This is a genomic window from Vibrio sp. 03_296 (assembly GCF_002265885.1).
On the sequence record NZ_NPKW01000090.1, the window covers coordinates 1 to 23,228 of the forward strand.

The 23,228-nt window shown below is 46.7% G+C and carries 15 protein-coding genes and 3 pseudogenes; 9 read left to right on the forward strand and 9 right to left on the reverse strand.

Annotated elements, in window-relative coordinates:
• Positions 1–367, forward strand: a pseudogene (locus CIK04_RS11435) (IS4 family transposase); the annotation flags it as partial.
• Between the two features lie 62 nt (positions 368–429).
• Here the strand turns inward: CIK04_RS11435 and CIK04_RS11440 are convergent.
• Positions 430–951, reverse strand: a complete 522-nt coding sequence (locus CIK04_RS11440) for an AAA family ATPase (RefSeq protein ID WP_097353566.1) — start codon at positions 949–951, stop codon at positions 430–432.
• 76 nt (positions 952–1,027) lie between these two features.
• Positions 1,028–2,857: a translational GTPase TypA gene (typA, locus tag CIK04_RS11445; RefSeq protein WP_011078955.1), complete on the reverse strand. Its 1,830-nt coding sequence runs from the start codon at positions 2,855–2,857 to the stop codon at positions 1,028–1,030.
• A 530-nt stretch (positions 2,858–3,387) separates the two neighbouring features.
• On the opposite strand from typA, the gene glnA reads away from it, so the two are divergent.
• From glnA to CIK04_RS11475, 5 genes and pseudogenes are all read left to right on the forward strand, one after another.
• Positions 3,388–4,797, forward strand: coding sequence for a glutamate--ammonia ligase (gene glnA / locus CIK04_RS11455; RefSeq protein ID WP_017420511.1), 1,410 nt, complete (start codon positions 3,388–3,390; stop codon positions 4,795–4,797).
• A gap of 197 nt (positions 4,798–4,994) precedes the next feature.
• Positions 4,995–5,531, forward strand: coding sequence for a DUF4124 domain-containing protein (locus CIK04_RS11460; RefSeq protein ID WP_097353567.1), 537 nt, complete (start codon positions 4,995–4,997; stop codon positions 5,529–5,531).
• Between the two features lie 134 nt (positions 5,532–5,665).
• On the forward strand, positions 5,666–6,712 hold the full coding sequence (gene glnL, locus CIK04_RS11465; protein ID WP_026050266.1) for a nitrogen regulation protein NR(II): 1,047 nt from the start codon (positions 5,666–5,668) through the stop codon (positions 6,710–6,712).
• An 18-nt stretch (positions 6,713–6,730) separates the two neighbouring features.
• Positions 6,731–8,140, forward strand: a complete 1,410-nt coding sequence (glnG, locus tag CIK04_RS11470) for a nitrogen regulation protein NR(I) (RefSeq protein WP_011078959.1) — start codon at positions 6,731–6,733, stop codon at positions 8,138–8,140.
• Between the two features lie 123 nt (positions 8,141–8,263).
• Positions 8,264–10,794: pseudogene (locus CIK04_RS11475) on the forward strand (EAL domain-containing protein).
• A gap of 77 nt (positions 10,795–10,871) precedes the next feature.
• Here the strand turns inward: CIK04_RS11475 and hemN are convergent.
• The 5 genes from hemN to CIK04_RS11500 form a co-directional block, all read right to left on the reverse strand.
• Entirely contained in the window at positions 10,872–12,263 is a 1,392-nt protein-coding gene (hemN, locus tag CIK04_RS11480; RefSeq protein WP_017420516.1) for an oxygen-independent coproporphyrinogen III oxidase, read from the reverse strand.
• A 144-nt stretch (positions 12,264–12,407) separates the two neighbouring features.
• A complete protein-coding gene (locus CIK04_RS11485; protein ID WP_011078962.1) occupies positions 12,408–12,896 on the reverse strand; it encodes a DUF2489 domain-containing protein in 489 nt (162 codons plus the stop codon).
• Positions 12,897–12,904: 8 nt separating this feature from the next.
• A complete protein-coding gene (gene yihI, locus CIK04_RS11490) occupies positions 12,905–13,450 on the reverse strand; it encodes a Der GTPase-activating protein YihI (protein WP_011078963.1) in 546 nt (181 codons plus the stop codon).
• Positions 13,450–14,088: a class I SAM-dependent methyltransferase gene (locus CIK04_RS11495; RefSeq protein WP_026130549.1), complete on the reverse strand. Its 639-nt coding sequence runs from the start codon at positions 14,086–14,088 to the stop codon at positions 13,450–13,452. Before CIK04_RS11495 ends, yihI begins: the two co-directional genes overlap by 1 nt.
• 739 nt (positions 14,089–14,827) lie before the next feature.
• Positions 14,828–15,445: a cytochrome c gene (locus CIK04_RS11500; protein WP_011078965.1), complete on the reverse strand. Its 618-nt coding sequence runs from the start codon at positions 15,443–15,445 to the stop codon at positions 14,828–14,830.
• 158 nt (positions 15,446–15,603) lie between these two features.
• On the opposite strand from CIK04_RS11500, the gene yihA reads away from it, so the two are divergent.
• Positions 15,604–16,254, forward strand: coding sequence for a ribosome biogenesis GTP-binding protein YihA/YsxC (yihA, locus tag CIK04_RS11505; protein ID WP_017789566.1), 651 nt, complete (start codon positions 15,604–15,606; stop codon positions 16,252–16,254).
• Between the two features lie 817 nt (positions 16,255–17,071).
• On the opposite strand, the gene polA is transcribed toward yihA, so the two are convergent.
• Both polA and hemB read right to left on the reverse strand, forming a co-directional pair.
• A complete protein-coding gene (polA, locus tag CIK04_RS11510; RefSeq protein ID WP_097353569.1) occupies positions 17,072–19,867 on the reverse strand; it encodes a DNA polymerase I in 2,796 nt (931 codons plus the stop codon).
• An 816-nt stretch (positions 19,868–20,683) separates the two neighbouring features.
• Positions 20,684–21,727, reverse strand: coding sequence for a porphobilinogen synthase (gene hemB, locus CIK04_RS11515; RefSeq protein ID WP_097353570.1), 1,044 nt, complete (start codon positions 21,725–21,727; stop codon positions 20,684–20,686).
• A gap of 148 nt (positions 21,728–21,875) precedes the next feature.
• Between hemB and CIK04_RS11520 the strand changes: the two genes are divergently transcribed.
• Both CIK04_RS11520 and CIK04_RS11525 read left to right on the forward strand, forming a co-directional pair.
• A complete protein-coding gene (locus CIK04_RS11520; protein ID WP_097353571.1) occupies positions 21,876–22,646 on the forward strand; it encodes a TatD family hydrolase in 771 nt (256 codons plus the stop codon).
• Between the two features lie 394 nt (positions 22,647–23,040).
• Positions 23,041–23,228, forward strand: a pseudogene (locus tag CIK04_RS11525) (IS5/IS1182 family transposase); the annotation flags it as partial.

Consider the following 23,228-nt stretch of genomic DNA (forward strand, 5'->3'; position numbering starts at 1 on the left):
TAAAAGTTCGATGCAGCACAACGCGTTAGTGCTGAGGAGTAAGACGGTCGAGCTTGTCTATCAAGAGTTATGGGGGCTGTTGCTTGGTTATAACTTGGTAAGACGAGAAGCCAGTCAAGCGGCCGTAGCACATGGTCGAATGGCCAATGAAATCAGTTTTAAATACGCTTGTCAGTTCATCGCTAGTCAACTGAAAGTAATGAGCAAAGCGGTATCTCCAGGTAATACACCGAAGCGTCTAAAAAGTCTGCGCGGAGACTTATCCATCCTTTTTATAGACAAACGCCCTAAGCCAAATCGGCCTAGGGCGGTAAAAATATCAAAGACCCGATATCCTGTTAATCGCAAGGCAGCTCCTCTTAAGTGAACTACATTGCCCACTTTCGGGAGGTTTTTTTGTTGTGCCTCGCTAGGGTCGGTTAACCGTGTTCACCTTACATGCTGCAGAATAAACGCCACCCGCTCAGCCACACTTCCCCACGGCACTTCCACCACTTGATAGCCTAGCTCACGGTAGCACTCCACCAACATTTGATGAATCTGCAGCGCTTCGGCAAACGTGTGTGGCCGCACTTCGTCTTGGACATAAATGGACGACTCTGGTTTGCAGACGAACACTTTGGCGTAATAACCCTGGCTGGCGTGATGCAACGCGGTGGGTACCTCACAGCGCCCCATTTTGAGGTAGCCAATAATATCGGGAATGGCGCGGTCGAAAAACGCGACGGTGGCACCACTGGCTTGGCGTTTTTGCTTACTCATCAACGCCAAACACAACTCAGCGAACGCGGGAAGATTGGTCCAGGGCAGAATGCCATCAGCGCGTACACTTTGCTCCTCGATCAATGTGCGAGAGCCTTCCGCAAAAGTCATGTAACCCTGCGCCGACAGCGCATTAATTAATGTGGTTTTGCCTGCACCGGGGCCACCACTGATGATCACCAAATCCATGTTTTGCTCCTAAATAAACAAAAACCCTGAGTCGTTGCCAACTCAGGGTTTTTCATTTAATTAACCGAAAGCGTAATTACTTCGCTTCGCGAGAAGCACGTTTACGATCGCTTTCCGTTAAGAACTTCTTACGGATACGGATGTTTTCCGGCGTTACTTCTACTAGCTCGTCGTCATCGATGAACTCTAGTGCTTGTTCTAGGGTCATCGTGATTGGTGGCGTTAGCACCTGTGCGTCATCCGTACCAGAAGCACGAACGTTGGTTAGCTGCTTACCTTTCAGTGCGTTTACGGTTAGGTCGTTATCACGGCTGTGAATACCGATAACCATACCTTCGTACACTTCCACACCGTGACCGATGAAGAGACGACCACGCTCTTGCAGGTTAAATAGCGCGTTGGTTAGCGCTTTACCCGCTGCGTTCGCAATCAATACACCGTTGATACGTTGACCGATGTTACCGCCTTTGTGTGGGCCGTAGTGATCAAACGTATGGTAAAGAAGACCTGAACCTGAAGTCAGTGTCATGAACTCAGTTTGGAAACCGATCAGACCACGAGATGGCATCATAAAGTCCAAACGAACACGACCTTTACCATCTGGAGACATGTCTTTCAGTTCGCCTTTACGCATACCGATCTTCTCCATAATGCCACCTTGGTGTTCTTCTTGAACGTCGATGGTTACGGTTTCGAACGGTTCCATTAGCTGGCCGTTTTCTTCTTTCAGGATTACTTCTGGACGCGATACTGCAAGCTCAAAGCCTTCACGACGCATGTTCTCGATCAGGATAGATAGGTGAAGCTCACCACGGCCTGAAACGCGGAATTTGTCTGGATCTTCTGTTTGCTCAACGCGCAGTGCTACGTTGTGAACCAGTTCCTTCTCAAGACGCTCAAGGATGTTACGTGAAGTCACGTATTTACCTTCAAGACCCGCAAACGGAGAGGTGTTTACTTGGAACGTCATGGTGACGGTTGGTTCATCAACAGACAATGCTGGCAACGCTTCTGGCTTATTTACATCACAGATGGTGTCTGAGATTTTTAGCTCGCCAAGGCCAGTGATTGCGATGATGTCGCCCGCGGTTGCTTGTTCAACTTCGTGACGCTCAAGGCCCATGTAACCCAGTACCGTGCCCACTTTACCGTTACGTGTTTTGCCATCAGCACCAACGATGGTCACTTGTTGGTTTGCTTTCACTTTACCGCGAGTCACACGACCAACACCGATAACACCCACGTATGAGCTGTAATCGAGCTGAGAGATTTGCATCTGTAGTGGGCCGTCAAGGTCAACATTTGGCGCATCAACCACATCAACGATCGTTTGGAATAGTGGTTCCATATCTTCGCCAGTTTCGCCTTCTTCTAGAGAAGCCCAACCGTTAAGTGCTGAAGCATAAACCACTTTGAAATCAAGCTGTTCGTCAGTTGCACCTAGGTTGTCGAATAGGTCGAACACTTGGTCCATAACCCAATCAGGACGCGCACCTGGACGGTCGATCTTGTTGATTACAACGATTGGCTTAAGGCCGTGTGCGAATGCTTTTTGCGTTACAAAACGCGTTTGTGGCATTGGACCATCTACTGCGTCAACGATAAGCAGCACGCAGTCTACCATCGACATAATACGCTCAACTTCGCCACCGAAGTCCGCGTGTCCCGGGGTATCTACGATATTGATGCGGTAGTCATTCCAACGGATAGCGGTGTTTTTCGCCAAAATGGTAATGCCACGCTCTTTTTCGATGTCGTTCGAGTCCATGACTCGCTCTTCTACATCGCCGCGAGATTGTAAAGTGCCCGATTGCTGCAGCAATTTATCAACCAGTGTTGTTTTACCGTGGTCAACGTGCGCGATGATCGCGATATTTCTTAATTTATCAATCTGTGGAGTCGTCATGGATTCTGATTCACTTGTTTAGACAATATTACTCAAACCGTTCACTTTTTAAACAAAGCCCGGTTTGATTAAAAAAACGGCCATAATGTACCAGATTTTGATAAAAAACCCAGAAATATGTGATCTATTCGTGAGTATTTTTCTTTTATTGACGCTAATCGCCCCTCTTCAACCCCAACCATTTCTCGAGCTGCCTCACTCTATCAAGCTTTTATGCAAAGATGAGCACACGATCGTTGACAAAAGCAACAAACAGGGGCGAAATGGATCGCGCTTATGATTCACAATGGTGCAACGAACATTGTTTCGCACCATTAAGGTGCACTCGAGGATCATTTTGGTGCATAAAGGAAGAACAAACGCACACAAAACAAAGCAAGTACATGATTAATATGAACTTAAAAAATTGGCACGCTTTTAGCTTTGTAAGAATCAGCATCGATTAATAAGAATGAAATGAAATTAATCAATGCTGGATTCCAAACCGAATCTGACTATTACCGCTTTAATAACACTGGAGGTTATCCAAGATGTCAGTAGAAAACGTTTTATCGCTGATCCAAGAAAACGAAGTTAAGTTTGTTGACCTGCGTTTTACCGATACTAAAGGTAAAGAGCAGCACATCTCTATTCCTTCTCACCAAATCGATGCTGACTTCTTCGAAGACGGTAAAATGTTCGATGGTTCGTCTGTTGCTGGCTGGAAAGGTATTAACGAATCAGACATGGTGATGATGCCTGACGCATCTTCAGCGGTTCTAGACCCATTTACTGAAGAAGCAACGCTAAACATCCGTTGTGACATCCTAGAACCTGCAACGATGCAAGGTTACGACCGTGACCCACGCTCTATCGCGAAACGCGCTGAAGAGTACATGCGCTCTACAGGCCTTGCAGACACCGTTCTAGTTGGTCCAGAGCCAGAGTTCTTCCTGTTTGACGATGTAAAATTCGCAACTGACATGTCGGGTTCTTTCTTCAAGATCGATGACGTAGAAGCAGCATGGAACACAGGTTCTGACTACGAAAACGGTAACAAAGGTCACCGTCCAGGCGTGAAGGGTGGTTACTTCCCTGTAGCTCCAGTGGATTCTTCACAAGACCTACGTTCTGCAATGTGTCTAGTGATGGAAGAGATGGGCCTTGTTGTTGAAGCGCACCACCACGAAGTAGCAACAGCGGGTCAAAACGAGATCGCAACTCGCTTTAACACACTAACGACTAAAGCGGACGAGATCCAAATCTACAAGTACGTGGTACACAACGTTGCACACGCATTTGGCAAAACAGCAACCTTTATGCCTAAGCCACTCGTCGGCGACAACGGTTCTGGTATGCACGTTCACCAATCACTAGCCAAAGATGGCGTGAACCTATTTGCGGGTGACAAGTACGGCGGTCTATCTGAAATGGCGCTTTACTACATCGGCGGCATCATCAAGCACGCACGTGCACTGAACGCGATCACTAACCCAGCGACCAACTCGTACAAGCGTCTGGTTCCTCACTACGAAGCACCAGTAATGCTGGCTTACTCTGCGCGTAACCGTTCTGCGTCTATCCGTATCCCAGTGGTACCAAGCCCGAAAGCACGTCGTATCGAAGTTCGCTTCCCAGATCCAGCAGCAAACCCATACCTAGCGTTTGCAGCCATGCTGATGGCTGGTCTTGACGGTATCAAGAACAAGATCCACCCAGGCGAAGCAATGGACAAAGATCTGTACGATCTACCAGCGGAAGAAGCGGCAGAGATTCCAAAAGTAGCGGAATCGCTAAAACAAGCGCTAGAGTACCTAGACAATGACCGCGAGTTCCTAACTGCAGGTGGCGTATTCTCTGATGATTTCATCGATTCTTACATCGAGCTGAAAACAAAAGAAGTTGAGCGCGTAAACGTTGCGGTTCACCCACTAGAGTTCGAACTATACTACTCAGTATAATTTGCTCACTATGTAAACTTTGTAACCTTAGTTACATCAATTTTAAGGCTCGCCTCGCAGGCGAGCCTTTCTTTTATTTTCCAAATGTAAACCGAGTAATAACATAACCTTGCTATAACAAAAACGATATCGGAACCCTGCGCTCCGCAGAGGCTTCGTTTTATTAACGTGAACTCGCATCTCTTTGGAGGTGAACAATGAAATTGCTTTTTGCTCTGGTTCTCTCTTTGAGCGCCCCGTTGGTGTGCGCCCAAACTGTCTACACTTGGGTCGATGACAACGGCGTGCTCCACATGAGCGACACCCCCAACAATGGCGCGAAAACCATCAAACTTCCTGATCTCGAAGCCAGCGCCCCCCCTCCTCAAGTGGAATCAACCCAATCACTCGATAAACCGGCAGAGCTGGCCAAAGAGAAACCGAAAAGCCAACAGCAAGAGACGGTACCTCTTGCATTGACACTGGCGTCTCCCAGCCACGATGCCACCATTCGCAGTAATCAAGGGATCATCACCATTCAGGTTCAAACCAACCGTAAGCTGGACATTGGCGAGCAACTGCAACTGGTGTTTGATGGCAATCGCTACGGTGCTCCACAAACCTCAACCTTGTGGCAGCTCAAAAACATCGACCGCGGCACGCACATTATTGCCATTCAGGCCCTACGAAGCGGCAAGCTTATTGCATCAACTAGCCCTATATCAGTGCATCTTCATCGCACCAAGATAAAATAGCGGCTTACAGGCAATAATAAGTAGCTGATAGACGGAAATTCTCCTTTCTCTTGTCTTTGTAATCCGCCATACTGAATTCATTTGCACCAACTTAGTGCAATGCACCAGAAGATAACAAAGACAAGGATGTGAAGGTGAATTCCGCTCTCTCAAATACCATACTCAGCAACATGGTGACTGCGACGCTCATCTTGGATGATGAGCTGCAAATACACCACGCCAATCCTGCGGCAGAGCAACTGTTTGCTCAAAGTGCCAAGCGCATTGTGCACCACCCACTCTCGCAGTTGATTCAGCATGCGTCGCTCGATCTCGCCCTGCTTTCACAGCCATTACAAAGCGGACAAAGCATTACCGACAGTGACGTCACTTTCGTGGTGGATGGCAAACCTTTGTTGCTGGAGGTGACGGTCAGCCCGATTTCAATCGAAAGAGAGCTGATGCTCTTGATGGAGATGCGTAAAGTCGACCAACAGCGCCGAATCACTCAGGAGATGAACCAGCACGCCCAACAACAAGCCGCAAAGCTCTTGGTGCGAGGCCTAGCTCATGAAATCAAAAACCCGCTAGGAGGTCTACGTGGCGCAGCACAACTGCTGGAAAAAATGCTGCCCGATCCTTCATTAACGGAATACACCCAGATCATTATTGAGCAAGCAGACCGATTGCGCGCGTTAGTCGACCGACTGCTCGGCCCACAAAAACCGGGCAAAAAACAACAAACCAATCTTCACCAAGTTCTCGAAAAAGTTCGGCAACTTGTGGAGCTGGAGTCCGAACAAACGCTGGTCATCGAGCGAGACTATGATCCAAGCTTGCCCGATATTTACATTGATGCTGACCAAATAGAGCAGGCGATGCTCAATATCGTTAGCAATGCTTCGCAAATTTTGGCTCACCAAGAGGATGGAAAAATCTCCATTCGCACCAGAACGGTGCATCAGGCCAATATCCATGGCCAACGCTGCAAAGTGGCGGCCCGGATTGAAATTATGGATAACGGGCCAGGTATCCCCGTTGAGCTTCAAGATACTTTGTTTTACCCCATGGTCAGTGGTCGAGAAGGCGGCACAGGATTAGGTCTCTCTATCTCACAAAACCTGATTGATCAGCATAACGGCAAAATTGATGTCGAAAGCTGGCCAGGACACACCAATTTTACGATTTATCTGCCAATTTAACGCTGCAAGGAATACGTCATGAGTAAAGGCTATGTTTGGGTTGTCGACGACGACAGTTCGATTCGCTGGGTAATGGAAAAAACCTTATCCTCTGCCAACATCAAATGCGAAACCTACGCCAACGGCGAAAGTGTGTTGATGGCGCTAGAACGTGAAGTCCCGGATGTTTTAGTCTCCGATATTCGCATGCCAGGTATCGATGGTATTGAACTGCTGCGTCAAGTGCATGAGAAGTGCCCGAATTTGCCCGTCATCATCATGACCGCACATTCGGATCTGGATGCAGCGGTTAACGCTTACCAAAAAGGGGCGTTTGAGTACCTGCCCAAACCCTTTGATATCGATGAGACGCTGACGCTGGTTGAGCGCGCCATCGCGCATGGCCAAGAGCAAAAACGTGAACAAATGGCTTCAGCGCAGACCCACACCGCGCATACCCCAGAAATCATCGGTGAAGCACCGGCGATGCAAGAGGTTTTCCGCGCCATTGGTCGCCTGTCTCGCTCTTCCATTTCAGTGCTGATTAATGGTGAGTCAGGCACTGGTAAAGAGCTCGTCGCCCATGCTTTGCACCGCCACAGCCCTCGCTCAAGCAAACCCTTTATTGCGTTGAACATGGCAGCCATCCCAAAGGATTTGATTGAGTCCGAACTGTTTGGCCACGAAAAAGGCGCGTTTACGGGTGCCAACTCGGTGCGCCAAGGTCGATTTGAACAGGCCAACGGGGGCACGCTGTTTCTCGATGAGATCGGCGACATGCCGCTTGATATTCAAACCCGCCTCCTGCGCGTGCTCGCAGACGGTCAGTTCTATCGTGTCGGTGGCCACTCACCAATTAAAGTGGATGTACGTATTGTCGCGGCGACCCACCAAAATCTCGAACGTTTGGTGCAACAAGGCAAATTTCGTGAAGACCTTTTTCACCGCCTCAACGTCATTCGCGTGCAGATCCCAGCCCTTCGCGAGCGCAAGCAAGACATCGAAAAACTGACCCAACACTTCTTGCTGCGAGCCGCAGAAGAGCTCGGTGTAGAAGCCAAAACGCTGCATGGTAGCACGGTAGAAATACTTAACCGTTTGAACTGGCCAGGCAACGTACGTCAGTTGGAAAACATTTGTCGCTGGCTTACCGTCATGGCCAGTGGCAGCGAAGTGTTGCCAAGTGATTTGCCGAGCGAGTTGGTCAATGAAAAACGCGTGGTGGATGACAACAACGCTTCTGGTACTTGGCAAGAAACGTTGTCGAACTGGGCTGAGCACGCTTTGGAATCTGGAGAAAAAGAACTGCTGGCTTATGCACTTCCTCAATTCGAACGTATACTATTAGAAGCAGCACTAAAGCACACCAATGGACACAAGCAGGATGCCGCCAAAGTTTTAGGCTGGGGACGCAACACGTTGACGAGAAAACTAAAAGAGCTGTACTAACCACACTCGCCCGATACCGTACCGTCGCGTCTGCCCATTTGGCTTATTCGGTTTTGCGCCTTTGTTTCGACACGTTCGAACACCGGTGCAAAACCCAAGCACTCAAGGAGAGACGCTTTTTCTATGTACGAACTCAACGACAGCAGCAAAATTTCTCTCAAAGCAGCCGTCATCACCCCTTTTGTGGTGATTTTTCTCTTATCGATCACTTTAGTCATCCTCGTTCAACGACACAGCTATGAACGTGCCGTGGTTGATCTCAGTAACAAGCAACTCTCTGCGTTAACGGAGAATGTACAAACTCATCTCACTGAGTATTTAGGCGCACCGTTTGATGCCGGTTTGGCGATGGCACACACCATCAGCTTCAATCACCTCTACAAAGCTGATGATACCTCACAGTTGCAAGACTATTTCTTGAATGCTTTTCAAACCCTGTACGCCGATATCCCACAACTGGATGTGATCGGTTTTGGCTCGGAAGCGGCGGATTACATCGGCTTTCGCAAAGAGAGCAATGGCACGCACACATTAATGATTCAAGATGACCGCACCGACAGCAAATTGGTCATTTATCGCGGCGATAAAATCAGCAAAGAGATTGTCTCGGTGATCCCCAACTACGATCCGCGCGTGCGACCTTGGTACGCCCCCGTTGCTGAAAAGCGCCAGGTGATGTGGTCATCCATCTATGCCAATGCTGACGAGCGCCAAGAAATCACCCTTTCCGCCCTCTCGCCGGTTTACGACAAGCAACAGTTTGTCGGCGTGATGGTCACCGACATTCGCATCAATACCTTCAACGCGTTTTTAAATCGCTTGCAAGAGAAAACCAAGGCGACTGTCTACATCATGGATAACGACCAGCGCCTCGTCGCACACTCCGCTCAAGGCAGCGTGGTGTCATGGGGTACTGAGTGGTCGAAAAAAGGCGACCGACTGTTAGCCACCGAAAGTGCCGACCCCATCATTAAGCAGCACGCAGAACGAGCGAAAGCAGAACGCATGTTGCAACACGAAGATGCACAACAATTTGAGTTCGAAACCAAAAACGAACGTTATTTCAGCCTCTTGTCGCCATACACCGACCAATATGGCCTCACGTGGTTTATTGGCATTTCCATCTCTGAAACCGAGCTTCTTGGCGTATTGCCGAAATCGCAACAGCAAAGCTGGCTGATCGGCATACTGGTGAGTGCGATTGGGATGTCTTTCTGCTTAGTCATTTTCAGCCGTATCACTCGTCCTATTACGGCCACCGCCACGGCAGCAAGAAATTTGGCCAACGGCAATTGGGATAGCTCGATGCCAAAACCTGGCCGCATTCGTGAAACCAGCTTACTGGTCAACGCCTTTAACGAAATGACCAATAACCTAAAAGCGTCCTTTAAAGCCCTGCATAATCAACTGGTGTTTGATTCTCTGACCAAGCTGTACAGCCGAGAAGGATTGATTGATGTAAGTAAGCGCAAACTTACTGAGTCTGGCAGTTTATTTATGCTTGGGGTCAATCGCTTTCGTGATATCAACGACAGCTTGGGGCATCACAACGGTGACCAACTGCTGATCAAAGTCTCCGAACGAATCCAAACCTTGTTTGACGATCAGTTTTTGCTCGCTCGCACAGGAGGAGACGAATTTGCGATATACGCTCCCCATATCAATCAAAGCGAAGAAGTAACGTTGACGGTGAATCGCCTTCAGCAACTCTTCATCGCCCCGTTTTATATGAATGATGAAAGTGTGGTGATAAAGGTGTCGATTGGTGTCGTGATCACCGACAGTGACAGCAACATGACACGCTGGCTACGGAATGGCAGCATCGCGCTGAGCAATGCCAAACAAGATGTCTCGGGTGTCAGTTACTATCGTCCGGAAATGGCCGACGCTTCGAAATTTCGCACTCAAATGCTGGCAAAAATCCAAGATGGTATCGACAGCCAAGAATTTATCCCCTATTACCAACCCATTATTGAGCTTAAGAGCGGCAAAGTGATCGGTGCTGAAGCACTGGCACGCTGGCTTAGCAAACAAGGGATTATCTCCCCCCTAGATTTTATCCCTATCGCTGAAGACAGTGGCCTGATTCAAAAATTGGCAGTCAGATTTTACGCCAAGCCTGCCATGATTGCGCCAAAGCGATCGCCGCTCAGCGCTGGGATGCTCGCTTTCAACTGCATGTGAACATTTCCGTCAATCAACTGCTTCGCGATGACTTTGTCGCTGAGGTTTCACAAATTTTGCAGGAAACGGGGTTAGCCGCCACTAACCTTACGTTAGAAATCACCGAATCGCGCTTGGTTGAAAGCGCGCATGGCACATTGGACAACATGCACAAGCTCCGTGCTTTGGGCATCGGCATTGCCATTGACGATTTTGGTACCGGCTATTCCTCTCTCGCCTATCTGCATTCGCTGCCGTTTGATTGCCTGAAGATAGACCGAACGTTTGTCGAAAAATTAAATCGCCAAGAAATGAACAATTCCGTGGTCGCCGCGGTGGTGAACATTACAAAAGGGTTCAATGTTAATGTTGTGGCTGAAGGGGTTGAAACCAGCTTGCAAGCCGAACTGCTGATGGAATTAGGATGCACCCTAGCGCAAGGTTATCTCTATAGCCGCCCAGTGCCATTTGATGAGTGGCCATCGCTATAAGCACAAACCGTTGAGATACATTAAAAATGCCAGCGTTTTCGCTGGCATTTTTATTTAAAGAGGCATCGATGCTGTGTTTAGATCACGCGAGAAAACTGCTGCTGACGCGCCTTGGCTCGCAAGTACTTATCAAAGCACATACAGATATTGCGAATAAGCAAACGGCCACGAAGTGTCACGCGGATCGCTTGTTCGTCAACGTCCACCAGCGCATCGTCAATAAAGGTCTGTAGCAATTGTAAGTCTTCTTTAAAGTACTGATTAAACGTCACAGCGAACTGCTTCTCAATCGCCACTTTGTCGAGTTTGAAGTTACAAATCAGCTGTTTGATGACTTCTCGACGCAATAAATCGTCACCATCCAGCGCAACACCCTTCCACAGCGCATGACGTAAATCATTCACTTGTGCATAGTACTTTTTCAGCTCTTTTTGGTTTTGCGCATAGGCATCGCCAATCATGGAAATGGCCGATACACCAAAGCCAACCAAGTCACACTCCCCTTGCGTTGTGTAGCCTTGGAAGTTGCGATGCAGCACGCCATTGCGCTGAGCCACCGCCAGTTCATCGTCGGGCAACGCAAAGTGGTCCATGCCGATGAATTGATAACCCGCATCGGTCAACGTCGCGATGGTGTTTTGCAGAATCGCCATTTTTTCTTCCGCTTTCGGCAAATCTTCATCTTTGATTTTGCGCTGCGCAGCAAAAAGCTGAGGCATGTGAGCGTAGTTAAACACCGACAATCGGCCAGGCTGCATGGTGAGGACTTGTTCCAGCGTTTTGGCAAAAGAATCTCGATCTTGCTTAGGCAAACCGTAAATCAAGTCGAGGTTGGTCGAACGGAAGCCGAGCTGCTTCGCGCGCTCAACCATCGCGAAAATAAACGCTTCATCTTGCTCGCGATTGACCAGCTTTTGCACTTCTTTGTTGAAGTCTTGCACGCCGATACTCAGGCGGTTAAAGCCTTCTGCACGTAGATGGTCCAGCATTTCCAACGCAATTTCTCGTGGGTCAACTTCAATACTGATTTCGGCTTCCGCTGTGAAGGTGAACTCTTCACGCAGCAGTGTCATCAAGCGGGTAATTTGCTTGGCACTGAGAAATGTTGGTGTACCACCACCAAAATGCAATTGCGTTACGCGACGACCTTGCAGTAAAGACGCACGTTGGCGAATCTCATGCTCCAACACATCCAAATACTCATCCGCTTTGTGCGAATGACGTGTTATCACCTTATTACAGCCACAGTAGTAGCACAGCTTATGGCAAAACGGGATGTGAATGTACAGGGACAGCGGTCGCTCTGGGTATTGCGTGCAAGCCATATCGTAGTCAGAAATGGTAAATGCTTCATGAAACTCAAGCGCCGTTGGGTAAGACGTATAACGCGGACCTGAATAGTTATATTTGTCTAATACCGCTTGGTCCCAAACAATTTGTTGGTTCGATTCAAGGTTCTGATTCGACATGGTGGTACTTCCATAAAATGCTGTGGGGCGCTATTTTGCCACATCAATGAGACGCTCATGGCGCTGTGATATGGCTTTTTTATCGCCAATTTTTAGAAGTGCTAGCCTGATCACGATAGCCCTACTCAAAAGCAGGGCTATGGATTAGATCATCTGAATATGAATTTGATTATTCAGCGGCTTCACTTTCTGTTGCAGAGTTTTTAACTCTTCAATCACCGCTTCGCTGAGGCGACCTTCCGCTTTATGGCGCTCAAGGTTTTGCTTCATGCGTTGCTGTTTCTCCAGCTTTTGTCTCTCTTCACCACGCGCCATATCTTTTACGATGTGGTAAAGCTCTGCAATGGCGGGATAAGTGGCATCGAAGTCGACGCGTTCCTCACCTTGAACGTAGTCCATGATGCAATAAACCCGAATCGCAATTTCGGATAAGTCACACTGACCCTGAATGCCCGCAAGGCATAGGGTATTTACGCTATCAAAGATATTGGCGTTGCGCTTCTCTATCGCCAATTTTTGATGCTGGAGCTGCAACTCCTTTTGCTTTTTAAGCTGGAGTAGAAGGTAACCAGCATACGACGCTAAACCAAGAATGATTGCGCCACCAAGAATGGCCAGTAGGGTTACACTCATCCGTTCGCTTATCCTTTGTAATCATCCATATCAAAGTCTTCAAAATCCGCCAGCAGATCATCATCAGAGCGTGATTTGCGCACAGGCGCTTCTTCTTCAAACTCTTCTTCCGCTTCTGGTTCGAGCAGACCAAGCTGGCTCATCAACTGTTCGATGCGATCCAGTTTTTCATCCACGTATTGCTGTAGACCACGACCTAGGTTTTCACCTGATTCGATACGGTCAAGCAACACGTTCAGTTTCGCATCATTTTCGAGCATCTCAAGCTCTTGCTCTGCAGACAAACGACGCTCTTGTTTCGTCAGCTTTTTCGCTGGCTCAACAATCAATGGAATTTTCTTTTTGCTGCCTAGACGCGGATCACGAACCTGCGAAGAACCGTGTTTTTGCTGCGCACCTTCTTCCGAATTGCGACCGCCCGCTTTTAGGCCTTTACGTTTTTTATCTTTCTTGCGTAAACGACCAGCAACATCTGATTCTGAACGATTACGGGTAACCATAAACTCCGGGGCGCCAGCGGCACCCGGCTTTCTCGATTTTTTCTTACGACTCATTACTGGGTCTTCCTCAGTAAAATTACATCTTTGCCAATAAATTCAAGTTCGAGCTTATCTCGCTCTGCCAGATACTGAAACGTTGCTTGGCTAAAAAAGATCACATGAGTGGGGTCATTTTTATAGTGCCAGTTCGCAAACGCTTCTCGATCAATCACCATTTTGGTCATTAAACCGATCCAGCCTCTGGGTTTAACTAAATTCAACCATTGTTGCCACACCACATTGGGTTCATAGAGGTGCTCGATCACCTCAGTAGCCGTCATGAAGTCATACTCTCTTCCCAGCACTGAACGGTCTGGATGATAATAGAGATCGTACAACGACATAACGTGACCATGCTCTTCTAGCATCAGTGAGAGCGTTGGCCCGGGTCCACAACCAAAATCCAGTCCATTTGATTGGGGTGCGATTCGTTCTAAAAGAGGATCGGTAATACGCGATAAAAAGCGGCGATAACCGAGGTCCAATGGATTGTTCTCATGCAGATCATAGTGAGATTTTTCAGTTTTTGCATCCAAGCGTTGCTCGGGATGAACAAACACTAACTCACACCGCGCACATTGCAGATACTCACGACGCTTGTCAGTAAAATAGTGCAGAATCTGATCATGCTGACATAAAGGACAAGTATGCATTCGGACTTCCTCAAATAGGGATGCGAAACATACCAGAAAGTCGACCCAGATTGGAGAGCCAACGGGTAAATAATCACCAATTTCGTAAAAAAACGGCCAAAATAAAAAAAGCGACAGCCATGCTGTCGCTTTCCGAACGGCCACTGAGTGGCCAAAACTGTGTTGCACTCATTCAGTGCACCAATAATCCATTTGTTTTTCGTGCTTTCCATGCCAAAAGGTGTTGTTCGTCATCTTCCTGATGATTTTTGGCTTTCCATCGACTTCCTGTATCACGGCTTACTCCCTAAGCCTGATCCTTTACCCTGTCTTAACCTTTAGACGAGATGACCATCCTTATCTGACCAGTATCCTACAGGTCTAACGTCCTTTTCTCCGACTACCAAGCGATCCGTTGCTTGCATCCTTGGAGACCATCTTGGTCTGAATCCTTCACCAACTCCCTGCTGGTGATGCCTAATTTACCTTGTCATCAAAATGAAACAAGCGAGTGAAAACGATTTCGTCGACGTTTTTGACTCAATTTTTATTTTTTTCTATTTATCAATGCATTAAGCAAAGCGCTTAGACAAAGGCGGGAAAAGAAATGGCAAATGTCTTACAAAGACTAAGGCGATTTGTCTTTTCTCTTCTTTTCTAGCTAAGCCATGTGGGTGCCTGGTTCTCAAAAAAGAAAACGCCCTAGTACAGCAGTACCAGGGCGTTTTCATACAACCTTTGCTCGAGCGGTTCAGGCTAATTAGTGAAGACCACCAACGTATTTAGACAGAATCTCAATGTCTTCGTCGGTCAGTTTCTTTGCGATGTCACGCATCATTGCATTCATATCATTGCCACGTGACGCGTCGCGGAATTTAACAAGTTGAGCTTTGATGTAGTCAGCATGCTGACCTGAAATTTTAGGGAAACCTGAAAGCTCAGTACCGTTACCACGAGGGCCATGACAAGCAATACATGCTGCAATACCACGGTTGGCGTCGCCTGCGGTATAAAGCACTTTACCTTGCTCCACCACATTTTCTGGTGTGGTGTTGTGAGAAATTGGCAGTGAGGCATAATAAGCCGCGAGATCCGCCATGTCCTGTTCACTTAATGGCATCGCCATGCCACTCATAACCGGATCGTAGCGACCTTGCTTACCAGCACTTTCCATACCTAATTTGAGATCTTTCAACTGCTTCTCAAGGTATTTGGCGTGTTGACCTGCCAGTTTTGGGTAAGTAGTGATTGCACTGTTGCCGTCAGCACCGTGACACGCAACACACGTTTGGGATTTTGCTTTACCAGCTTCAATATTACCTTGGGCCCATACTGAGCAGCTGGCTATAAGACTCAAAATTAGCGCTAATTTCTTCATGACATTCCATTATAATTATCAAGCTTCCAGTACCACGGATGTGAACATACCGAGTACACTCATGGTACAATAGGCGACCTTATGCCGAGCACGGTTATTTTACACAATTTCACAAAAAAGTAATCAATCGACTACACAAAGTCGAGATGGAGTTAACAGTGAGCGTAAAAATTCATTACCAAAACACGCATTTCATCACTAGTGCACCCGATATTCGCCATTTACCCGCTGATGAAGGGATCGAAATTGCGTTTGCAGGACGCTCAAATGCTGGTAAGTCCAGTGCACTGAATCGCTTAACCAATCAGAAAAACTTAGCTAAGACCTCGAAAACCCCAGGTCGCACTCAGTTGATTAACTTGTTTAAAGTCACGGAAGGTTGCCACATTGTCGACCTACCTGGGTACGGCTTTGCACAAGTGCCGCTTGAAATGAAAAATAAGTGGCAAAAATCACTTGGTGAGTATTTGCAAAAACGCGAATGCTTGAAGGGCTTAGTGGTACTGATGGACATTCGTCATCCAATGAAAGATCTCGACCAACAGATGATCTTTTGGGCAATTGAAAGTCGTATCCCTGTTCAAGTACTGCTAACAAAAGCAGACAAACTGAAGAGCGGTGCGCGTAAAGCGGAATTGCTCAAAGTGCGCAAGTTGGCGGAAACCTTCGGTGGTGACGTACAAGTGGATGTCTATTCTTCCCTCAAAGGGCTTGGGGTGGATCAGCTTAGAGCCAAACTGGATACCTGGTTTGCACCTGCGCTTGCTCACCTGCAGGAAGACGAAGAAGGGTCAAACTCAGCCGAGTAAAACGGATAACCATCGCTTCGCTCTCAAAGCCCTGCTGTTTATAAGCAGGGTTTTTTATAAGCAGTTCTTTGTGTCTCTTCTTCCTTTGCTGATTGGTCATCACTGCATACGCCTTTCAGTCATTGCTCAGCGCAAATTTCTCTCTTTTAGATACAAAAATCCCCGCCATCCTGGCAGGGAAACGGGAGAGAAAAATCGGTAGTTATTGTTATGCTTTGAAGCATTACCGATGTTTGTTTCTATTTCAATAGCTCAGTCATTGTTCAAAATGGCACACTCTCTCAGTTCTCACCCTAAGAAACACATCTAACCAACTGATAAAAATAAAAAATATATCAAAAACACCCTATTTATATATGCACTTAGTTTTCCAAGAGAAATAATCAGAGTGTGAGTGGTGTAAATTTACATATTGATATAACGCTCTATTGCGTTCGTTTTTCAATCTGAAACCGTATAAAAAGAAACAAACAAGAGGCGTTAAGAATGGAGATGCGATATGGATATGATTTAATTGAAATTTTATTTAGCCCAATAAAAAACGCCCCAGTCAAATAACCTGACTGGGGCGGCTGAATCAGCCTAATCCAATAACGTGAAACAAAAGGTCTGAAAGATAGAACATCTTACCTCTGTACCCTACGCGTACTAATGTACAACAATTGGTCAGAATTGCAAACTTTTTCTGTAGTTTTTTTTCATGAATTTTTTATTTAACTACAACTCAACAATATTTCTGCAAACTTTTTTGATGATAAAAAAAAGCCAGAGTTTGTGCTCTGGCTCATGATATTCATTCATTTTGTACAAAAAATGCTTAATGTGCTTGATCCCAGTTGTCACCATGGCCAGCTTCCGCCACCAATGGAACATTTAGCTGTGCTGCAGATTCCATCAATTGTTGTACTTTACTTTCAATTTCGGTCAAACAGGACTCTTCCACTTCAAACACCAGTTCATCGTGTACTTGCATCAGCAATTTGACTCGACCATTGCCTTCCTCTTGAATCCACTGATCCACCAACAACATCGCTTTCTTGATGATGTCTGCTGCTGTTCCCTGCATTGGAGCGTTGATCGCCGCACGTTCTGCTGCTTTACGACGCATCACATTGCGAGAGGTAATTTCCGGTAGATGCAAACGACGACCAAAAATGGTTTCAACATAACCATGTTGAGAGGCATTTGAACGTGTGTCTTCCATGTACTGCATGACACCAGGGTAGCGCTCGAAATATTTATCCATATAAGCTTGTGCTTCACCACGCGGAATTCCAAGCTGTTTCGCTAAACCAAACGCACTCATGCCATAGATAAGACCAAAGTTGACGGCTTTGGCTCGACGACGCTGCTCACTGGAGACTTGTTCAATCGACACGCCCATGATTTCTGCTGCGGTTGCCGCGTGGATATCTTTACCTTGTTGGAAGGCGTCAAGCAGTGCTTGGTCACCAGACAAGTGCGCCATAATACGCAATTCAATCTGTGAATAGTCGACCGCAAGAATTTTATAGCCATGTGGCGCAACAAACGCTTGGCGAATACGGCGTCCTTCTTCATTACGAATTGGAATATTTTGCAAGTTTGGATCGGTTGACGATAAACGACCAGTGGCCGTCACGGCTTGATGGTAAGACGTATGCACGCGCCCTGTGTGTGGGTTAATCATTTTCGGCAACTTATCGGTGTAAGTGGATTTCAACTTCGCTAAGCCACGGTATTCCATAATGACGCTCGGTAGTGGGTAGTCCAACGCAAGTTCTTGCAACACTTCTTCTGCTGTGGAAGGGGTACCGGAAGGCGTTTTTTTGATAACAGGTAAGCCCATTTGCTCAAACAAGATGGTTTGCAGCTGCTTTGGCGAATTCATATTGAATGGCTGGCCTGCAATTTCATACGCTTTTTGCTCTAACTCTCCCAAGCGCACGGCGATCTCTTGAGATTGCGCAGACAGTTTCATGTCATCAATCAACACGCCAGTCCGTTCCATACGCGATAACACCGGCACTAATGGCATTTCAATCTCTTGGTAGATGGCTTTGAGTTTCTCATCTTGCTCAATATTGGCAAACAAGCGGTTGTGCAAGCGCAAGGTGACATCCGCGTCTTCGGCGGCATAAACCGCGGCCTCATTTAGATCAATTTGATTGAAAGTCAGCTGATTCTTGCCTTTGCCAGCCAATTGCTCAAACGAAATACAGCTGTGCTGTAGGAAGCGTAGAGCCAAGCTATCCATGTCGTGCTTGCCGCCCACGCTGTTGTACACATAAGAAGCCAGCATGGTGTCGTGCTTGATGCCCTTCATCTCAATACCATAGCGAGCCAGCACTGAGGCATCGTACTTCAAGTTTTGGCCAACTTTTGCCTTGGTATCATCTTCCAGCAATGGCTTAAGCTGAGCCAGCACCCAATCGCGATCGAGTTGCTCCGGAGCATCCAGATAATCGTGTGCGACAGGCACATAAGCAGCTTCACCTTCTGCCACAGCAAATGACAGGCCCACTAAGTTAGCGACCATGTAATCAAGGCTGTCCGTTTCGGTATCGAAGGCAAACAGCTCTGACGCTTTCAGCTTGTCCAACCAAATGTCGAATGTCGCTTGATCGAAGATGGTTTGATATTGGCTACGGTCAATATTCGCCGCCGCATTGTTGATTTCACTTTCAACAGGAGAAGCGCCACTGCGTGCCGATGTTTGTGCTTTTTCATCCGCTTCAACGACACCACTGCCACCTTCGAGTAGCTCATTGAGCCAAGATTTAAAGGCCAGTTGGCCATAGAGCTTGATCAGCTCATCTTTATTTGGCTCTGTTTTTAAAAGGGATTCTGGTGTTTCTTGCAATGCAACATCAAGCTTGATCGTCGCTAACTGATAAGACAGCGACGCATTGTCTTTGTTGTCCACCAGCTTCTGCGCCATGGTTTTTGAGCCGCGGAAACCGAGCGCGGCGATGTCATCAAGGTGGTCATACAATTTACTCAAGCCACCAATACCTTGAAGCAATGCTGTAGCAGTTTTATCACCCACTCCAGGCACACCAGGAATGTTATCGACCTTGTCACCCATTAACGCGAGATAATCGATGATCAATTCAGGTGGAATACCGAATTTCTCAATGACCCCTTCTCTGTCCATCACGACATTGGTCATGGTGTTGATCAGGGTAATGTTGTCGTCCACCAACTGAGCCATATCTTTATCACCGGTACTGATCAGCACTGGCATCCCTTGTTGGGAGGCTTGATAGGCCAGCGTACCAATCACATCGTCCGCTTCTACCCCTTCAATCACAATAAGAGGAAGGCCCATCGCTTTAATAACTTGGTGAAGAGGTTCTATTTGGCAACGCAGATCGTCCGGCATCGGTGGTCGGTTGGCCTTATATTCCGGATACATATCGTCACGGAAGGTTTTGCCTTTGGCGTCGAATACCACCGCAATACGATCAGAAGCAAACTGACGCATCATGCTGCGCAGCATGTTCACTACACCGTAGACCGCATTGGTTGGGATATCACCATTACTCATGGTGCCAGGATAGGCATGAAACGCTCGATAGAGGTAAGAAGAGCCATCAATAAGAATTAATGGATTTTCAGGAATAGTGGCCATAGTTGTCGTTATCCAGCAGAGAATAAAATGATCTGCTAAGGATGCCACGTCTAATCCAGTGAATCCACGCTCTCGCATAAAATCCGTTAGCTAAGATGTCTCAATTCGCTCACATCTCCCTCTCCCGCTGTGGATAAGTCTGTTTATATTAATTATCCACCGGATATTCAAGTCATTAAAATCAACATAAAAATACAAATATTCCATTGAAAAACAAGACAAAATATCAAGATCGAAGCAAGACGAAACGATCATTTAGCGATCTTCCATTGTGGACAAAGATAATCACTGAGAAAAAATAAGTCTTTCTGTACAGAAAAAAACCAATAAAAAAAGCGACATCGTTTGATGTCGCCTAGCAAAATTGCGGTGAAGCTAATTCGTTGAATACGGCAGCTTAACCATAAAGCTATAAATTACACTGGAAGCAATGTGAGCAATGTCGTGTCAAAAAGAATTCGTGCAAGTTCAGAGCAATTTGTATCATCACCTTTTCAACACCGTTGTATGGGGTAAATCAACATCCTTGTGAACTTTTCCTCATTCCCTAAGACGCCTTAATAATAACAATTCTCATTTGCATGTCAACATTCAAATGAGAAAAAATCTCATTTATTTACCTTGGCACTCAAACTTTATGAGCCATTAAATTTGGAATATAAAATTTTAACTTTATTTTCAAATAGATATAAGCAAAGACTCCCTCTTAGTGAGCGCGTACTCATCAAACCAAACGCTTGTTTGAGCGTTATCTTGCTGGCAAAACATAAAAGGCTGGCACAAGCCAGCCTCATAACCTTGGAGGAAGGGTTACCTCTATTCAGTTTTCAAGAATTGCGCCGCTTGCGCATTGTCTTCCGCTAACCATTGTGCGACATCTTTGGCAAAGTAGGTCAAAATACCATCTGCACCCGCTCGTTTAAAGCAAAGCAACGATTCAAGCACCGTTTCACGTTCTTTCAACCAACCATTTTGAATCGCGGCTTTGTGCATCGCATATTCGCCCGACACTTGATAGGCAAATGTCGGCACTTGAAGCTCAGTTTTAACACGACGCACAACATCAAGATATGGCATGCCCGGCTTAACCATCACCATATCGGCACCTTCATTGATGTCTAATGCAACTTCGTGCAAGGCTTCATCACTGTTGGCTGGATCCATTTGGTAGTTCTTTTTGTTTCCACCTTTTAGGTTGGATGCAGAGCCCACTGCATCACGAAATGGCCCGTAGTAGTTGGAAGCATATTTGGCAGAGTAAGCCATGATTTGAGTGTGAATGTAACCCGCTTCCTCTAGTGCTTCACGGATACGACCAATTCGACCATCCATCATATCTGAGGGAGCCACCACATCCGCACCCGCTTCCGCATGCGACAACGCTTGTTTGATCAGAACTTCCGTTGTCTCATCGTTCATCACATAGCCTTCATCATCGATGATGCCGTCTTGGCCATGGGTGGTAAAAGGATCAAGTGCGACGTCCGTAATGACGCCCATTGCTGGCACGTGCTCTTTTAATGCACGCACAGCTCGCTGAACCAAGCCTTCGGGGTTATAAGCTTCCGCGGCACAAAGGCTTTTCGCGTCTTGGTTCACCACAGGAAAAAGAGCAATCGCTGGCACACCAAGCTGAGCAAGGTACTGTGCTTCTTCAAGCATCAAGTCAATGGAAAGGCGTTCTACGCCAGGCATAGATTCAACACTCTCACGACGATCTTTACCCATTAAGATAAACATCGGGTAGATCAAGTCACTAACCGATAGCTGATTCTCCGCCATCAAACGACGACTGAACTCATGCTTGCGTATACGGCGCATACGGCGCGCAGGGAATGGGCCTTGAATAGATACAGACACTCTCGTCTCCTTGTCTGGTGTACAGAATTGGCAAAATCATATCACTACGAAGGCTGCGCGCCAGCAACAATAAAGAAAAATCGCAAAAATGACCAAATGCTCACACTGGCGTATACTCTGCACACCTTTTGAACGCTGAGATAACCTAATGATTGACACTCATGCCCATATTTACGCCAAAGAATTTGACCAAGACCGCGACCAGGTTGTGCAACGCGCGCTTGAGCAGGGCATTGAAAAAATCTTGTTGCCAAATATCGACCTCGACTCCATTGAACCAATGCTGCGCACCGAAGCTGCGTACCCAGACATCTGCCATTCAATGATGGGCCTGCATCCATGCTATGTGGATAATAATGTGAAGCAGGCGCTCGAGACGATCCACGCTTGGTTTGCGAAACATTCGTTCATCGCTGTCGGTGAGATTGGCATCGACTTGTATTGGGATAAAACGTATCAAAAGGAGCAAGAGTGGGCCTTTGTCACTCAGCTTAATTGGGCAAAAGAGCTGAAACTGCCCGTTGTCATTCATACGCGAGATTCCATTCAAGAAACTCTCAAACTCCTAAAAGCCGAGCAAGACGGTACATTGAGTGGGGTATTTCACTGCTTTGGTGGTTCAATTGAAGAAGCCAACGCCATCAACGATCTTGGTTTTCATCTAGGACTGGGAGGGGTGACGACATTTAAGAATGGTGGCATGGACAGTGTCATTCCAAGCCTAGATCTCAACTATGTCATTCTCGAGACGGATTGTCCTTATTTGGCCCCCGTTCCACATCGCGGCAAACGGAATGAACCTGCTTATACCCGATTGGTCAATGAGCGGATCGCCGAGCTACGACAACTCTCCAATGAAGAAGTGGCTAAAATAACCACAGAAAATGCCAAACGTTTATTTCACTTACAGGGAAAATAATGAGCACACCTTAGTGAATTTTTAGATAAAACCTTGTTTTTACTGTGTAAATGGTAAATAAACTCATCACTTTTAAGCAATAAATATGAGATCAGAATCACATCCACTAATGGAATTATAAGTGAATTGCATATATGATCTATGCCACAAAAATCATAACAAAAGTGAGAAGTTACATGTGTAATCACAGTATTCACTTACAACGTCATCATCGCTCCTTCTGGCAAAAAATCATCGGCATCAAAGAGATTTATATTTGCCAAAATTGTGGTCATACGATCAAAGTGAGATAAAAAAAGCGGCTTCATGAAGCCGCTTCAGACTGCTGACAAAGGTCTAGCTTTCGAGCTAGACCTTTGATCTAATAGGGGTATCGAAATATGGATACTCCGATATGCTTCAAGAACCCACCCCGCAACAATACGAACTGGAAATGGTGACGATGGAACAGTTAGTTCCTAAAGACCATTTAGTGCGCAAAATCGATAATGCTATCGACTTCGAATTCATTCGTGATGAAGTTGCTCATCTTTATTGTAAAGATAATGGGCGTCCACCTGTTGACCCTGTTCGTCTCTTCAA

Excerpts from the sequence above, each read along its gene's own strand:
- CIK04_RS11440 (WP_097353566.1), bottom strand. The coding sequence starts at position 951 with ATGGATTTGGTGATCATCAGTGGTGGCCCCGGTGCAGGCAAAACCACA.
- typA (WP_011078955.1), bottom strand. The coding sequence starts at position 2,857 with ATGACGACTCCACAGATTGATAAATTAAGAAATATCGCGATCATCGCG.
- glnA (WP_017420511.1), top strand. The coding sequence starts at position 3,388 with ATGTCAGTAGAAAACGTTTTATCGCTGATCCAAGAAAACGAAGTTAAG.
- CIK04_RS11460 (WP_097353567.1), top strand. The coding sequence starts at position 4,995 with ATGAAATTGCTTTTTGCTCTGGTTCTCTCTTTGAGCGCCCCGTTGGTG.
- glnG (WP_011078959.1), top strand. The coding sequence starts at position 6,731 with ATGAGTAAAGGCTATGTTTGGGTTGTCGACGACGACAGTTCGATTCGC.
- hemN (WP_017420516.1), bottom strand. The coding sequence starts at position 12,263 with ATGTCGAATCAGAACCTTGAATCGAACCAACAAATTGTTTGGGACCAA.
- CIK04_RS11485 (WP_011078962.1), bottom strand. The coding sequence starts at position 12,896 with ATGAGTGTAACCCTACTGGCCATTCTTGGTGGCGCAATCATTCTTGGT.
- yihI (WP_011078963.1), bottom strand. The coding sequence starts at position 13,450 with ATGAGTCGTAAGAAAAAATCGAGAAAGCCGGGTGCCGCTGGCGCCCCG.
- CIK04_RS11495 (WP_026130549.1), bottom strand. The coding sequence starts at position 14,088 with ATGCATACTTGTCCTTTATGTCAGCATGATCAGATTCTGCACTATTTT.
- CIK04_RS11500 (WP_011078965.1), bottom strand. The coding sequence starts at position 15,445 with ATGAAGAAATTAGCGCTAATTTTGAGTCTTATAGCCAGCTGCTCAGTA.
- polA (WP_097353569.1), bottom strand. The coding sequence starts at position 19,867 with ATGGCCACTATTCCTGAAAATCCATTAATTCTTATTGATGGCTCTTCT.
- CIK04_RS11520 (WP_097353571.1), top strand. The coding sequence starts at position 21,876 with ATGATTGACACTCATGCCCATATTTACGCCAAAGAATTTGACCAAGAC.